14 protein-coding genes are annotated in these 14388 nt (G+C 56.0%); 1 reads left to right on the top strand and 13 read right to left on the bottom strand.

From position 1 onward, the window contains the following. Positions 1–24: 24 nt before the first annotated feature. The 12 genes from emrB to SP99_RS17330 all read right to left on the bottom strand — a co-directional run bounded on the left by emrB (position 25) and on the right by SP99_RS17330 (position 13025). Entirely contained in the window at positions 25–1572 is a 1548-nt protein-coding gene (gene emrB, locus SP99_RS17385) for a multidrug efflux MFS transporter permease subunit EmrB (RefSeq protein ID WP_025757132.1), read from the bottom strand. A 16-nt stretch (positions 1573–1588) separates the two neighbouring features. Further along, positions 1589–2761 carry a multidrug efflux MFS transporter periplasmic adaptor subunit EmrA gene (gene emrA, locus SP99_RS17380; protein WP_045286064.1) on the bottom strand — a complete coding sequence of 391 codons (1173 nt, stop codon included), beginning with the start codon at positions 2759–2761 and terminating at the stop codon, positions 1589–1591. Between the two features lie 126 nt (positions 2762–2887). Then, positions 2888–3418 (bottom strand): transcriptional repressor MprA, encoded by a 531-nt coding sequence (mprA, locus tag SP99_RS17375; protein WP_047959312.1) that lies wholly within the window; start codon positions 3416–3418, stop codon positions 2888–2890. Between the two features lie 314 nt (positions 3419–3732). After that, the gene (locus tag SP99_RS17370; protein WP_047959311.1) at positions 3733–4917 is read right to left on the bottom strand and encodes an MFS transporter; all 1185 of its coding nucleotides are present in this window, start codon (positions 4915–4917) and stop codon (positions 3733–3735) included. A gap of 201 nt (positions 4918–5118) precedes the next feature. Continuing rightward, positions 5119–6114, bottom strand: a complete 996-nt coding sequence (proX, locus tag SP99_RS17365; protein ID WP_047959310.1) for a glycine betaine/L-proline ABC transporter substrate-binding protein ProX — start codon at positions 6112–6114, stop codon at positions 5119–5121. A gap of 9 nt (positions 6115–6123) precedes the next feature. Then, a complete protein-coding gene (gene proW / locus SP99_RS17360) occupies positions 6124–7188 on the bottom strand; it encodes a glycine betaine/L-proline ABC transporter permease ProW (RefSeq protein WP_047959309.1) in 1065 nt (354 codons plus the stop codon). Further along, complete coding sequence (gene proV / locus SP99_RS17355; protein ID WP_045286363.1) at positions 7172–8383, bottom strand: glycine betaine/L-proline ABC transporter ATP-binding protein ProV; 1212 nt, start codon at positions 8381–8383, stop codon at positions 7172–7174. The genes proW and proV overlap by 17 nt, the downstream gene beginning before the upstream one ends. A gap of 330 nt (positions 8384–8713) precedes the next feature. Next, positions 8714–9673 (bottom strand): class 1b ribonucleoside-diphosphate reductase subunit beta, encoded by a 960-nt coding sequence (nrdF, locus tag SP99_RS17350; protein ID WP_045286361.1) that lies wholly within the window; start codon positions 9671–9673, stop codon positions 8714–8716. 9 nt (positions 9674–9682) lie between these two features. After that, on the bottom strand, positions 9683–11827 hold the full coding sequence (gene nrdE / locus SP99_RS17345; RefSeq protein ID WP_047959308.1) for a class 1b ribonucleoside-diphosphate reductase subunit alpha: 2145 nt from the start codon (positions 11825–11827) through the stop codon (positions 9683–9685). Continuing rightward, a complete protein-coding gene (gene nrdI / locus SP99_RS17340; RefSeq protein ID WP_021241965.1) occupies positions 11800–12210 on the bottom strand; it encodes a class Ib ribonucleoside-diphosphate reductase assembly flavoprotein NrdI in 411 nt (136 codons plus the stop codon). The genes nrdE and nrdI overlap by 28 nt, the downstream gene beginning before the upstream one ends. After that, on the bottom strand, positions 12207–12446 hold the full coding sequence (gene nrdH, locus SP99_RS17335) for a glutaredoxin-like protein NrdH (protein ID WP_047959307.1): 240 nt from the start codon (positions 12444–12446) through the stop codon (positions 12207–12209). The genes nrdI and nrdH overlap by 4 nt, the downstream gene beginning before the upstream one ends. 252 nt (positions 12447–12698) lie before the next feature. Beyond that, positions 12699–13025, bottom strand: a complete 327-nt coding sequence (locus tag SP99_RS17330) for an ElaB/YgaM/YqjD family protein (protein WP_025759729.1) — start codon at positions 13023–13025, stop codon at positions 12699–12701. A gap of 160 nt (positions 13026–13185) precedes the next feature. Here SP99_RS17330 and SP99_RS17325 point away from each other — a divergent pair, with 160 nt between their 5' ends. Beyond that, complete coding sequence (locus tag SP99_RS17325) at positions 13186–13530, top strand: DUF2002 family protein (RefSeq protein WP_008502568.1); 345 nt, start codon at positions 13186–13188, stop codon at positions 13528–13530. Between the two features lie 32 nt (positions 13531–13562). Here SP99_RS17325 and alaE read toward each other — a convergent pair whose 3' ends face one another. Continuing rightward, complete coding sequence (gene alaE / locus SP99_RS17320; protein WP_025759727.1) at positions 13563–14012, bottom strand: L-alanine exporter AlaE; 450 nt, start codon at positions 14010–14012, stop codon at positions 13563–13565. Positions 14013–14388: the final 376 nt, after the last annotated feature.

Raw genomic sequence — 14388 nt, 5'->3', positions numbered from 1 at the left:
TTACCCGGCAACCCGCGCAGAGGACTAATGCGCGCCGCCACCCCCGCCACCGGCACCAAACGGCGGTCTGGCAAACCACACCAGCCCCAGCAGGACGATAAAGATCCCTGCCGAAATCCAGAAAATCTCGTTAGCCGAGATAATCAGCCCCTGGTTGGTGATCTGCTGGGCAATCCAGCCGGACGCCTGCTGCTCCGTCATGCCCATTCCCTGAAGCTGGCTATACATCTGCTGCGCATTCGGGTTGTAGGGATTCACCGCTTCGGTCAGCTGCGCGTGGTGCATCGATTCACGGTTTGTCCACAGGGTGGTGGTGATCGACGTCCCGATGGAGCCCGCCAGCGTACGGGTGAAGTTCGACAGGCTCGACGCGGCTGCCAGACGCTCAGGCGGCAGGCCGGAGAGCGTGATGGTGGTCAGCGGCATAAAGAAGCACGCAACCGCGAAGCCCTGAATAAACTGCGGCCACGCAGAGGCACCAAAGTCCATTCCCGGCTCAAAGGTATACGCGCGCCAGTAGAAGCACACCGCATACATAATGAAGCTGAAGGTCACCAGCCGACGCATGTCGAGCTTGTGGGCAAAGCGGCCAATAATCGGTGACAGCAGGACCGGGATCACCCCGACCGGTGCGGACGCCAGACCCGCCCAGGTTGCGGTATAGCCATACACCTCCTGCAACAGCTGCGGAAGCAGAACAATCGCGCCGAAGTAGAGCATATAGGCGAGGCTGATACACAGACAGCCGATGGTGAAGTTTCGCGACTTAAAGAGCGAGAGATCGACTATCGGGTTTTCGTCCGTCAGCTCCCAGACAATCAGGAAGCTCAGCGACACCACCGCGACAATGGTCAGGATGATAATTTCCTGCGAGTTGAACCAGTCGAGCTCTTTACCACGGTCGAGCATGATCTGCAGACTGCCGATGCCGAGGATCAGCAGCGCCAGACCGATGCTGTCGATACGCCGCTGCTCGGTACGCGTTTCACGGCCGCGCAGGGATTGCAGCGTCATCAGCACCACGACGGCACCAATCGGGACGTTGATAAAGAAGATCCAGCCCCAGTGGTAGTTATCGCTGATGTAGCCACCCAGAATCGGTCCGCAGATAGGCGCGACGATAACGGTCATCGACCACAGCGCCAGCGCGACGGAGCGTTTTGCGGGAGGGTAGTTGCTCAACAGCAAACTCTGGGAGAGCGGGATCAGCGGCCCCGCGACTATCCCCTGAATGACGCGGAAGAAAATCAGCATCGTCAGGCTGCTGGACATGCCGCAGGCCCAGGAGGCCAGCACAAACGCCACCGTGGACCAGAGGAACAGCTTCACTTCCCCGACGCGCTTCGCCAGCCAGCCGGTAATCGGAATGGAGATGGCGTTCGCCACCCCAAACGAGGTGATGACCCAGGTTCCCTGGCTCAGGGACGAGCCAAGGTTACCGGCGATGGTCGGGATGGCCACGTTTGCGATGGTGGAGTCCAGCACCTGCATGAATGTCGCCAGCGACAGCGCAATGGTCATAATGACCAGCTGCGCGCCCTCCAGCGGTTTTTGCGGCTTTTGCTGTTGCATAACGCTCACCTTCGGATTAACCGGCGTTTGCCTTCACGATGTCATCGATCAGCTTGTTGACCGGATCGAGGCTAATTTCACGGGCGTTACTCTCATACGCCGGGCTGCTACGCACCTGGCTTGCCAGGATCTGACCGTCGCGGTTGGCGGTGTCGACCGTCACAAGCGTGGAGAGGCCGATACGCAGCGGGTGATCCGCCAGCTGTTTGGCATCCAGTTCGATACGCACAGGAAGACGCTGAACCACTTTGATCCAGTTACCGGTGGCGTTCTGCGCGGGCAGCAGGGAGAAGGCGCTGCCGGTCCCCATATCCAGACCAACCACTTTCCCGGTGTATTTCACGTCATCGCCATAGATGTCGCTGACAACCGTCGCGGTCTGGCCGATACGCATATGGGCGAGCTGCGTCTCTTTAAAGTTGGCATCAACCCACAGATTGTCCGCCGGCACGACCGCCATCAGCGGGGTGGTAGGGCTAATCTGCGCCCCTGGCTGGACGGAACGGCGGGAGACATAGCCGGTCATCGGGCTGACGATTTTGGTACGCTGCAGGGCAAGCCATGCGTTGCGGACTTCAGTCGCGGCCTGCTGTACAGCTGGCTGGTTTTCGAGGCTGGTGCCCAGCACCATCGCCTGGTTGGCGTTGTACTGTTGAATGGCGACATCCAGCTGTGCCTGAGCGCTGGCAACGGCGTCACGCGCGTGCTGCAGCTCTTCACGGCCAATCAGGTTGGCGCTGCCGAGCGGTACGCGGCGGTTCAGGTCGCTCTGCGCCTGGGCGAGTGCGGTTTTCTGCACGTCGATGTTGGCCTGCAGCTGTTTGCTGTTGATCATCAGCTGGCGGGTCTGACGGACGCTGGAGGCCAGCGCGGTCTTCGCTTTCTCAAATGCCTGCTGGGCGTCGGTCGGATCGAGGGTCACCAACACATCGCCTTTTTGCACAAAGTCGGTATTGTCAGCCCAGACTTTCGTCACGCTGCCTGACACCTGCGCCATAATTTGTACCTGGTTCCCTGCCACGTACGCGTCGTCTGTTTCCTCAGCATGACGCAGTACTAAAAACCAATAGATCCCATATGCCACGGCAATAATGATAAAGAGCAAGGTCAACAGAAGAAGGGCGCTCTTACGTTTGCCTTTCTTATTGGCCGGTTGCTGCGGGGTAGTGCTCTCCGCATTTGCGCTCATTGTTGTTCTCCACGATCTTCTTATTTTCACATCGGCTGAGCCGACCTGTTGTCAGAAAGGCCAGCAGTGTGACGTGCTGGCCTGTCGGTTTTCTTATGAATCTGGATGGTTGAGCGTGTCGTCGCGTTAGCGCAGCGCCTCAAGAACGGCGCCGTCTTCATCCATCTGGTCCAGACGGGTGAGCAGCTTGCGAGTGATATGCTCAAGCTGGTCGCGCTCGGCAGCGCTGAGGGCGGACCACAGTTTGTGCAGGCAATTGTGCTGAGGTGGCAGCACCTCACGCAGGAACTGGTGACCTTTGTCGGTCAGTTGCAGATGCAGGCAGCGGCGATCGTTGTCGCTTTCACGGCGTTCAATCCAGCCACGCTTTTCAAGCTCATCGGCAATACGGGTCGCATTGGTACGGGAGGAGCCCAGCGCGCAGCTCAATTCGGAAGGCTGAATACTGTGGTTTTCCTGAGACTCCAGCGTAATCAACGCCATAAACAACGTCTCGTTAATCCCTTGAGCTTTCAGCATTTTATTACGGTTTTCCAGTAGCTTACCCTGCATGTGCATGCACAGGCGAGTCAGCAGGATTTCCTGGTACGGGAAGTCCTCATGGCGACTGGCGCGGAATTTAAGCATTTGTTCAATGGGCGTAAACGAACTATCCATTTGGGCATAACCTCATTAATTACAGCCGATATAGTAACGACGGTGACAAATAATGTAAATGAATTATTTGTGCGGTTATATCCGCCAAATTAATGTCACCATCAGAAAGCGCCGGGTAAGTCCGTGACCCGGTGAGCACAGAAAGGGTAGGGTGTGAACCCGCTGAAGAGAGGATGTGAGGACGGGGGTCTGAACTGTTCATGCCGATTGTAAATATGTCACCCACATTAAAATTTCTGGGATAAATGATTACGTTTACATTAACAGACTGAGGGGCCTCTTTACACCCTAAGAGGCCCAACGCAATGTAAAACTTAATGAATTGCTTCCTGGCGATGGTAACCGCGCCACCATACCACCAGGTTGAGTGCGGCAACGATGGCGCCAATCCCACACACGCCGGACCAGCCGGCATGCTGCCACGCCGAGGCGGAAATGAGTGAACCCGCTGCGCCGCCAATAAAGTAGCTGGTCATGTATCCGGCCGTGAGGCGGTTACGCGCCTCTGGCTTCACGCGGTAAATCACGGTCTGATTGGTGATATGAACGCCCTGCACGGTGAGATCGAGCACCAGAATACCGACGATCAGCGCCAGTACCGAGACGTGTCCGTACCAGATTGCCGCCCAGGAGAGCAGGAGTAAAATCAGCCCTGCGGAGGTGGTCAGGTGAGATTTGCCCTTGTCGGCCAGCCCGCCCGCGGGACGCGCGCCCAGCGCGCCAGCGGCACCGGCCAGACCGAACAGACCAATCACTCCTTCGGAATAATTGAACGGCGGGGCGGCAAGCAGAAACGCCATCGACGTCCACAGAATGCTGAAGTTAGCGAAGGTGAAACAGCCGAGCAGGGCGCGGGTGCGCAGAAGTTTATCCTGCGTGAACAGGCTAAACACGGAGGCCAGCAGCTGCGGATAGTTCAGATGGTTCTCCTGCTTCACCTTCGGCAGCCCGCGCCACAGCGCCAGTGCCATAACGACCATCAGGACGCTCGCCACCCAGTAAACGGTGCGCCAGCCGCCGAGGCTTGCCAGCAGTCCTGCAACGGTACGCGCCAGCAAAATCCCCAGCAGCAGGCCGCTCATAATGGTACCCACCACCTTGCCGCGTTTTTCCGGGGAGGCGAGGGTCGCCGCGAGAGGCACCAGAATTTGTGCCACCACGGAGAACAGCCCCGTAAGCGCGGTACCGACGATCATCATCGTCAGCGACTGGCTGCTGGCGGTGATCAGCATCCCGCCGGCGGCCAGCAGGGTCATTGAGACAATCAGCATCCGGCGTTCAAACATATCGCCCAGCGGCACCAGGAACAGCAGCCCGGCGGCATAGCCGAGCTGCGCGGCCGTAACAATAAAGCCTGCGGAGCTGGCAGAAAGGTTGAACGCGCGGGCGATGGTGTCGAGAAGAGGTTGCGCGTAGTAGTTACTGGCGACCGCCAGACCCGTTGCCACGGACATTAAAAGGATGAGTGCGGGGCTAAGCCCTTGAGTTGTTTTGGTCATTAGTTTCAGGAATCGTTAGTGAAGTGATTATTTTTCCGGAAACCATAATAGCTAATGATTGTGAATAGTGGAGGATTGTTACGTGATGGATTGTGCGGTTTGGGCCCCTCACCCTAGCCCTCTCCCCAAAGGGGAGAGGGGACTTTATACACCCTCTCCCCTTTGGGGAGAGGGCCGGGTGAGGGGGGCAGGTCTGTATTTTTACTTCTGCGCCGCAAGCGCCTCTTTCACCCAGCCGTCAAACTGCTGCTGGTGGGCTTTGATCCAGCCGTCCACGTGACCTTTCACATCCGCCTCAGAGGATTTGCCCGCATGCATCATTGCGTTCTGGGCGTTAATGTCCGCCAGCGGCAGCTTCATCACGGAGAACAGCTTCGCCGCCGCCGGGTTTTTTTCCGCCCAGGCTTTGTTGGCGACGATGTGCATGGTGTTCACCGGGAAACCGTAGTTCATGCCGTTCGGCAGTTTAGTGTCGATATCCTTTTGCTCACCCGGCAGGGAGGAGAACGGCACCTGCAACCACACCACGTCTTTACCCGGCTTCAGCACGTCGCTCACCCAGTATGGCGTCCAGGTGTAATAGATCACCGGTTTGCCCTCTTTGAAGCGGGCGATGGTGTCGGCCATCATCGCCGAATAGTTGCCGTGGCTCACCTCGACCGTTTTCGCCAGATCAAATGCTTTGTTCTGGTGGTTAATCACCGCTTCACAGCCCCAGCCCGGCGAGCAGCCCATCATGTCGGCTTTACCGTCGCCGTTGGTGTCGAACAGCTTCGCGATCTGCGGATCTTTCAGCTGTGCAATATTGGTGATGTGATACTGGTCGGCGGTTTTCTTGTCGATCAGATAACCCTGGGCCGCACCGGTTACAAAAGTGCCTTCGCGGTAGAATTTCTTATCGCCACCGGCGGCGGCATACATATCGTCGTGCAGCGGCTGCCAGTTTACGGCGGTAAAGGTGGCATCACCGGAGGCAATCGAGGTGTAGCCGACGTTGTAATCCACTTCGCTCGGCGTGTTAACCGTGTAGCCCAGCTTCTCCAGCGCGCGGCTGACCAGCAGGGTCTGGAAGCTCTCTTCCGAAATGGTGCTCTGCACCGGCTGCACGGTAATGCCTTTACCCGGCAGGTCAGCGGCGAATGCGCTGGTGGAGACAAGGGTGGCAAACGCTGTGGCAAAAAGTACGCTCTGTCGCATCGTTGTTCCTTATTTAATGAATGGGCGGGTGAGTAACCCGACGGGGCCGGTGGTGTACCAGCGACGGTTGCCGCGACTGCGTGAATCACGACCGACGGCCTGGGTCAGGCGGTCAAGAATAATGGCGAGGATCACAATCCCGACGCCACCAACGGTAGCCAGTCCCATGTCGAGACGGCCAATGCCGCGCAGCACCATCTGACCGAGACCGCCAACGGCAATCATCGAGGCAATCACCACCATCGACAGCGCCAGCATCAGCGTCTGGTTAACGCCTGCCATGATGGTCGGCATTGCCAGCGGGAGCTGAACCTTAAACAGCATCTGACGCGGGCTGGCGCCAAACGAGCGTGACGCTTCGATCAGATCCGCAGGGACCTGGTTAATGCCCAGAATGGTCAGACGAATAATCGGCGGCAGGGCGAAGATAATGGTCACCACGACCCCCGGCACGTTGCCGATGCCGAACAGCATGACGATAGGTACCAGATAGACGAACGCCGGCGTGGTCTGCATCGCATCCAGCAGGGGACGAATGATCTTCGCCGCCCTCGGACTGCGCGCCAGCCAGATCCCCATCGGCAGGCCGATAACAATGCAGAAGAGCAGGGCGGTCAGCACCAGCGCCAGAGTGATCATCGCCTGCGACCAGGCCCCGATGGCACCGATCGCAATCAATGAGATCAGCGTGGCGATCCCCATCCCCGCGCTGCCAAACTGCCAGGCGATCAGGGAAAACAGCACAATCGCCACCGGCGCTGGCATGCCCAGCATCAGCTGCTGGAAGCCGTTAAGGATGTAATCCACCGGGATGCGGATCCCCTGGAAGAGCGGTCGGAAGTGAGTGACCACCCAGTCGATCCCCTCCGTGACCCAGCTGTCCAGCGGGATCAGCGTCTTGTGGAACGGATCCATAATATTGAAATGCTCTGGCGCAGGCGCGGGCGCGCTGTTCAGCCAGTCTGCCGCACCACCGCCGTCGGCAGGGGTTGGCGTGGAGCCCCACGCATCGGCAGTTTGCGCCGCGCTGTCCGCGGCTTCAGTGGTACCCCACGGGTTAGATTGATCGGTCATTGTTTGCCCCCTCGCGATCTAAAGCCTGCAGCAACATGCGTTTTGAGATGATGCCGACGTACTGTTGTTCCTCACCCACGACCGGCACGGCGCATGGCGCCTGGCCGACGTGAGAGAGCAACTCGCTGAGCGGCGTTTCGGCGTCCACGGCAAGCGGAGCGTCAATTAACGCCGCATCGATTCCCTGGTTTTCGCCAAGGGCGGTTTTCAGAGAGTCGATGGAGACAACGCCAACAAATTTATTGCCGCGTTCAACCAGATAACCGTATTCACGGTCTTCGTCCTGCAGCAGCTTGAGGGCCGAGCGCGGGCCAAAACCGGGCGTTTTACGGATAATGCCGTTGGGCGTTCTGCGGGCAATATCTTTGGCGCTAAAGACCTGGCTAATATCCACGCCGCGGAAGAAGGTGCGCACATAATCATTGGCCGGATTATTGAGAATTTCATCCGGCGTGCCGACCTGCACCACTTCACCATTTTGCATAATGGCAATACGGTCGCCAATTCGCATGGCTTCATCCAGATCGTGAGAAATAAAAACAATGGTGCGCTGATGTTTCGCTTGTAATTTTACCAGCTCATCCTGCATCTCGGTGCGAATTAATGGGTCGAGGGCCGAGAAGGCTTCATCCATTAATAAAATATCCGGATTAATGGCTAATGCGCGGGCTAATCCTACGCGCTGGCGCATGCCGCCGGAAAGTTCATCCGGGTACGCATGGGCATAATTCTCCAGCCCGACCTGACGCAGCGCATCAAGGGCTTTTTCCTGACGTTCCTGAGCGGGCGTACCGGCTAATTCCATGCCAAAGGCGGTATTATCCAGCACCGTCATGTGCGGCATCAGCGCGAATGACTGGAACACCATCGCAATCTTCTTTCTGCGCACCTCGCGAAGCTCAGCGTCGGATATTCTGGCGATATCCACGCCGTCAATCAGCACCTGCCCGCGGGTGGGTTCAATCAGGCGATTGAGAAGGCGAACCATAGTGGATTTACCCGAACCGGATAATCCCATGATGACAAAAATCTCGCCTTCTTCAATGGCCAGACTGGCGTTTTTCACGCCAAGCGATAGCCCGGTTTTTTCCAGAATTTGCTCTTTCGAAAGGCCTTTCTCAATATATTTGAATGCGCGCTGTGGATGCTCGCCAAATACCTTATAAAGATTTTTCACTTCTAATTTAATTGCCATGCAATAGAGAGTGTCCTGTTATTTGTTTATGTCGATATGATTACCATGGTAAATTGTTAACGGGCATAACCCTAACATACTGAGAATCTGAGACAACCCTGTGTTTGCTTATGACGTGAATTTTCAGGTCAGCGAAACGGCTGAATTTCCCATGAGTAAAGGGCTGAGCGTGGTTTGAATTTTTCTCAATTTTTTGCTGCGGCATCGGGGAATTTCGCCTGAACATGACGATTCAGGCGAATATGACGTGGAAATGACAGTGTAGTCGCTTTGTAAATATTCGAGAGAAAAATGTTGGGTTTATATTAAATTAACGAACGTTAGCGTTCATTAAAAATCCCAGTCTTCGTCCTCCGTTTCCACCGCTTTACCCATCACGTACGATGAGCCAGATCCCGAGAAGAAATCGTGGTTTTCGTCGGCGTTGGGCGACAGCGCGGACAGAATCGCCGGGTTGACCTCCGCCATCTCCGGCGGGAACATCGCGTCGTACCCCAGGTTCATCAGCGCCTTGTTGGCGTTGTAGCAGAGGAAGGCCTTCACGTCCTCCTCCCAGCCGGTACCGGCGTACAGTTCCTCGGTATAGCTCAGCTCGTTGTCGTACAGATCCATCAGCAAATCGAGCGCAAACCCTTTGAGTTCCTCACGCTTCGTCTCGCTAACTTTCTCAAGTCCTTTCTGATATTTATAGCCGATGTAATACCCGTGTACCGCTTCATCGCGGATGATAAGGCGAATCAAATCGGCGGTGTTGGTCAGCTTGCCGCGGCTCGACCAGTACATCGGCAGCCAGAAGCCGGAATAGAAGAGGAAAGATTCCAGGAACACGCTGGCGATTTTCTTCTTCAGCGGCTCATCAGCCTGATAATAGTCCAGCACCAGACGGGCCTTGCGCTGCAATGACTCGCTCTCCTCACTCCAGCGGTACGCGGCATCCACATCTTTGGTCTGGCACAGCGTGGAGAATATCGAGCTGTAGGAGCGGGCGTGCACCGCCTCCATAAAGCTGATGTTGGACATCACCGCCTCTTCGTGAGGCGTCAGCGCATCATGCATCAGGGCGGGTGCGCCGACGGTATTCTGGATGGTGTCCAGCAGCGTCAGACCGGTAAAGACGCGGATCGTCAGCTGCTGTTCGGCGTGGCTTAGCGTTTGCCAGGCCGGAATATCGTTGGAGAGCGGGACCTTTTCCGGTAGCCAGAAGTTGCTGGTCAGCCGGTTCCACACTTCCAGATCTTTGTCGTCCTGGATTTTGTTCCAGTTAACGGCGCTCACGCGTGACAGTTTCATCCTTTCTCCTTACAGCGCGCAGGACACGCAGCCTTCAATTTCGGTGCCTTCCAGCGCAAGCTGGCGCAGGCGAATGTAGTAGAGCGTTTTAATGCCTTTTTTCCAGGCGTAGATCTGCGCTTTATTGATATCTCGCGTGGTGGCGGTGTCCGGGAAGAAGAGCGTCAGCGACAGCCCCTGATCCACATGTTTTGTCGCCTCGGCGTAGGTATCGATGATTTTCTCCGGGCCGATCTCGTACGCGTCCTGATACAGCGCCAGGTTCTCATTGGTCATAAACGGGGCAGGGTAGTAAACGCGCCCGGTTTTGCCTTCCTTGCGGATCTCTATTTTTGACACAATCGGGTGAATGCTCGACGTGGCGTGGTTGATGTAGGAGATAGACCCGGTTGGCGGCACCGCCTGCAGGTTCTGGTTATAGATGCCGTAACGCATCACGTCATCTCGCAACTGCTGCCACATTTCGCGCGTCGGCAGGACGATCCCGGCGCGGGCAAACAGCTCACGCACTCGCGCTGTTTTCGGCTGCCAGTCGCCTTCCAGGTATTGGCTGAAATACTCCCCGCTGGCGTAGCGGGAGTGCTCAAAGCCCGCGAAGCGCTGGTTACGCTCGCGCGCCAGCATCATCGAGGTGTGCAGCGCATGCCAGGTGATGGTGTAAAAATAGAGATTGGTGAAATCCAGCGCTTCCGGGCTGCCGTAGGCAATGCCTTCCCGCGCCAGATAGCCGTGCAGGTTCATCTGCCCAAGGCCGATAGCGTGCGACGCGGCGTTACCTGCTTCAATGGACGGCACGCTGCGGATGTGGCTCATGTCCGACACCGCCGTCAGGCCGCGAATGGCCGTCTCCACCGTGCGGCCAAAGTCGGGGGAATCCATGGTATGGGCAATATTCAGCGACCCGAGGTTACAGGAGATATCCTTGCCGATCTCCGCGTAGTCGAGGTTCTCATCGTAGGTTGACGCGCTGTTGACCTGCAAAATCTCCGAGCACAGGTTGCTCATGTTGATGCGCCCGGCAATCGGGTTGGCGCGGTTCACCGTGTCCTCGTACATGATGTACGGATAGCCGGACTCAAACTGAATTTCGGCAAGCCGCTGGAAGAAATCGCGGGCGTTGATATATTTTTTGCGAATACGATCGTCGGCCACCAGTTCGTCGTAGCGCTCGCTGATGGCCACATCGCCAAAGGCTTTGCCGTAAATTCGCTCGATGTCATACGGCGAGAAGAGCGCCATCTCAGCATTCTCTTTGGCAAGCCGGAAGGTGATATCCGGGATCACCACCCCCAGCGACAGGGTTTTGATACGGATTTTTTCGTCGGCGTTTTCGCGTTTGGTATCCAGAAACCGCAGAATATCCGGATGGTGCGCATGCAGGTAAACCGCGCCTGCACCCTGACGCGCGCCAAGCTGGTTGGCATAGGAGAAGGCATCTTCCAGCATCTTCATCACCGGGATCACCCCGGAGGACTGGTTTTCGATGCGCTTGATCGGCGCCCCGGCTTCACGCAGGTTAGAGAGCAAAAACGCCACGCCGCCGCCACGTTTGGAAAGCTGTAGCGCTGAATTCACCGCGCGGCCAATTGACTCCATATTGTCTTCAATGCGCAGCAGGAAGCAGGAGACCAGCTCGCCGCGCTGGGCCTTGCCGCAGTTGAGGAAGGTTGGCGTGGCGGGCTGGAAGCGCCCGGAGAGGATCTCATCGCTTAGCCGTTGCGCCAGCGCTTCATCACCCTGCGCCAGCGTCAACGCCACCATCACTACGCGATCTTCAAAGCTTTCCAGGTAGCGTTTACCGTCAAAGGTTTTCAGGGTGTAGCTGGTGTAGTACTTCCATGCACCAAGGAAGGTCTGGAAACGAAAACCGCTGGCGTGCGCGCGTTCAAAAAGCTTCACAACGAAGGGGCGTTGATAGCGGGACAGGACGCGTGCGTCGTAGTAGCCCTCTTTGATCAGATAGTCGAGGCGCTCATTCTGGCTCGCAAAGGTCACGCTGCTGGGCCGCACATGGGCGGCAAAAAAGGCGTCCACCGCCTCGCGATCTTTCCCGAACTGAATGCGCCCCTGACGATCGTAGAGGTTAAGCATTGCGTTTAATGCGTGATAATCCGGCGTCGCCTGAATTACCCGTTCTGCGGTTGTCGTTGCCAAAATTCGTTCACTCCTTTACGCACGTTTTCGACGTCCTGTTGTGTCCCCATGAGCTCGAAGCGATAGAGATACGGCACGCCGCATTTTTGAGAGATGACATCCCCGGCGCGGCCAAAGGCATCGCCGAAATTGCGGTTGCCCGCCGCAATCACGCCGCGGATCAGCCCGCGGTTATGAGGATCGTTGAGAAAGCGGATCACCTGACGGGGAACGGCCCCCGCCGTGCCGCCGCCGCCATAGCTCGGCACTACCAGAATGTACGGTTCCTCTACCCGGATGCGCTCCCGCTCGTTGAGCGGAATGCGCACCGCAGGCAGCCCGACGCGCTCAATAAAACGAAGCGTGTTTTCCGAGCTGCTGGAGAAGAAAACCAGCCCACTCATGCCCGGACGGCCTGCGCGCTCAGGCGGTTGATCATGTCCGGGCGGAAACCAGACCAGCTAAGCTCCCCGGCGACAACGACCGGAAGCTGACGGAACCCCTGCGCGCGCAGGGTGTCGGCGGCCTCGGGCTGCTGGTCAATATTCACCATTTCAAAAGCCACCCCACGGCTTTCCATCGCACGTTTTGTGGCGTGGCACTGAACACAATCGTTACGTGTGTAAATAATAATGCTCATGATTCGTATTTCCATTTAAAATGAGAGAGCGGCGCGAATCATCGCGTCAGGTTGTGTGTCTCTTGCTAAAAGGAATACTAGATGTAGTTGTCTTAACTTTCAACCATACAAGATATGGGAAATTTAGATTGATATCGCCCCTGTGATGAGCACAGCGGGGCAGGGCGGACTGTACGGGTTTTTCAGGCGTTCGGGCAAAGAAAAGCCCCGGTAGCCGCTGGCCACCGGGGCAGAAAAACAACTCACAAGGCGTTATTTACGCAGGCTAAGCAGGGCTCCGACGAAGATCCCGACTGCCGCCACCGTGCCCAGCGTGCAGAGCGGTTTCTCGCGCACGAAGGTGGTTGCGCAGCTGACCGCATCGCAGGCCGCCTGAGTCGTACGGGTACGTCCGTTCAGACGCGCACGGGTTTCACGGAGCAGAGACTGAGCCTTACGTTTAGCCGCATCCGCTTCGTCCTTCGCGCCACTTCCCCAGGATTTCAGCACCTCTTCCAGCGAATCCGCTAATTGGCTGACATCATTACGAATATCCTGCGCGTCGTCATTAATATCGTTTCGGTTCGGTCTGTTAAACATACGTTCCTCCGTAATCTTGTGTTCCCGTTCAGTTTAGTTCAGAAATTTAATATCTGAAGCGCATCACGCGTTATCCGGCAGTTTATGGACTATTCTGAAAGCCCTGCTAATGCTGAATACTGTAAGGTTGCCGGGCAGGAAAAGATAACGAGGAAAAGATATGTATTTACGACCTGATGAGGTGGCGCGCGTTCTTGAAAAAGAGGGATTCACCATGGATGAGGTGACACCAAAAGCGTATGGTTATCGCCGTGGCGAGAATTACGTTTACGTTAATCGTGAAGCAAGAATGGGACGTACCGCTCTCATTATTCACCCGACGCTGAAAGACAGAAGTTTGTCATTTGCTGAACCAGCCTCGGATATTAAAACCTGCGATCATTATCAGCAATTCCCGCTCTATTTAGGCGGCGAGACGCATGAGCATTATGGTATTCCGCATGGCTTCAGCTCGCGTATGGCGCTGGAACGGTTTTTGAAAGGCCTGTTTGGCGACGTACAGTAAACTTGCGACTGGCGTTCGCCAGTCGCTTCACATTACGCTTTTGCCTGGCTGTACTGGCTGACCCTGAACAGGCGGCGACAGTAGTCGAGAAAATAGCCATACACCGCCCCCATCAGCATTGAAATCACAATATTTGAGCTGACCGCCGCCGCGATCTGGTGCCAGTCCGCCCCCACCGTCAGCAGAATGGCCACGTAAACCGGAGACTGGAAGGTCACATACGCCAGAACGTCTGCCAGGTTTTTCACCCAGCCAGCGGGGCTGAGTCGCCGCGCAAAACGCATTACCGCATCGCGGTATAAACCGTAAGGCCAGGCAATAATAATATTGACCGGGATCGCCACCAGGCGAGAGGAAAGTGACTGCTCAAAGGTCATTCCGGAGAGGAATATTTCAATCAGCATGTTCACGACGGAACAGTAGACAACCATCGCGAAAGTATCCGCTACCGCATGGCGCAGGCGTGATTGCGGTGAGAACATGGCTGAACTCCTTGAGAAGAACACAAAAGAAACGATTTTCCCGCAGCGTATAGTGCTTTAGGTTGGTTTGTTTGACATGTATAGCGTATCTCTCTGGGTTTGAACTAACAACTAGTGATTAATTTTTATTTAATCGCGTTTTGTCCACAAAATTCTCTAAAAATGATTGTTTTTTGACCGGTTCGTTATAATCTGTCCCGCTTAATAGTTTTTTGTTTATAAACAATGTGTTATTGGCGATGGTGCTGACGTGTGTGTAAGTGTCGTTCCAGGTGGCGCAGAATGCTGAAATTTTGCTTAAGGTTGACCATTTATAGTGGTTCAGAGGTCAATGAAAACATAACCCGCAAACCGAATATGATAATATAAAGGGTGA

The sequence above is a fragment of the Enterobacter sp. BIDMC92 genome (genome assembly GCF_001030225.1).
Classification (GTDB): domain Bacteria; phylum Pseudomonadota; class Gammaproteobacteria; order Enterobacterales; family Enterobacteriaceae; genus Enterobacter; species Enterobacter sichuanensis.
This window is presented reverse-complemented; position numbering and strand designations above follow the sequence as displayed.

Coding starts and splice junctions, on each gene's coding strand:
- emrB (WP_025757132.1), bottom strand. CDS start 1,572: ATGCAACAGCAAAAGCCGCAAAAACCGCTGGAGGGCGCGCAGCTGGTC.
- emrA (WP_045286064.1), bottom strand. CDS start 2,761: ATGAGCGCAAATGCGGAGAGCACTACCCCGCAGCAACCGGCCAATAAG.
- mprA (WP_047959312.1), bottom strand. CDS start 3,418: ATGGATAGTTCGTTTACGCCCATTGAACAAATGCTTAAATTCCGCGCC.
- SP99_RS17370 (WP_047959311.1), bottom strand. CDS start 4,917: ATGACCAAAACAACTCAAGGGCTTAGCCCCGCACTCATCCTTTTAATG.
- proX (WP_047959310.1), bottom strand. CDS start 6,114: ATGCGACAGAGCGTACTTTTTGCCACAGCGTTTGCCACCCTTGTCTCC.
- proW (WP_047959309.1), bottom strand. CDS start 7,188: ATGACCGATCAATCTAACCCGTGGGGTACCACTGAAGCCGCGGACAGC.
- proV (WP_045286363.1), bottom strand. CDS start 8,383: ATGGCAATTAAATTAGAAGTGAAAAATCTTTATAAGGTATTTGGCGAG.
- nrdF (WP_045286361.1), bottom strand. CDS start 9,673: ATGAAACTGTCACGCGTGAGCGCCGTTAACTGGAACAAAATCCAGGAC.
- nrdI (WP_021241965.1), bottom strand. CDS start 12,210: ATGAGTGGGCTGGTTTTCTTCTCCAGCAGCTCGGAAAACACGCTTCGT.
- nrdH (WP_047959307.1), bottom strand. CDS start 12,446: ATGAGCATTATTATTTACACACGTAACGATTGTGTTCAGTGCCACGCC.
- SP99_RS17330 (WP_025759729.1), bottom strand. CDS start 13,025: ATGTTTAACAGACCGAACCGAAACGATATTAATGACGACGCGCAGGAT.
- SP99_RS17325 (WP_008502568.1), top strand. CDS start 13,186: ATGTATTTACGACCTGATGAGGTGGCGCGCGTTCTTGAAAAAGAGGGA.
- alaE (WP_025759727.1), bottom strand. CDS start 14,012: ATGTTCTCACCGCAATCACGCCTGCGCCATGCGGTAGCGGATACTTTC.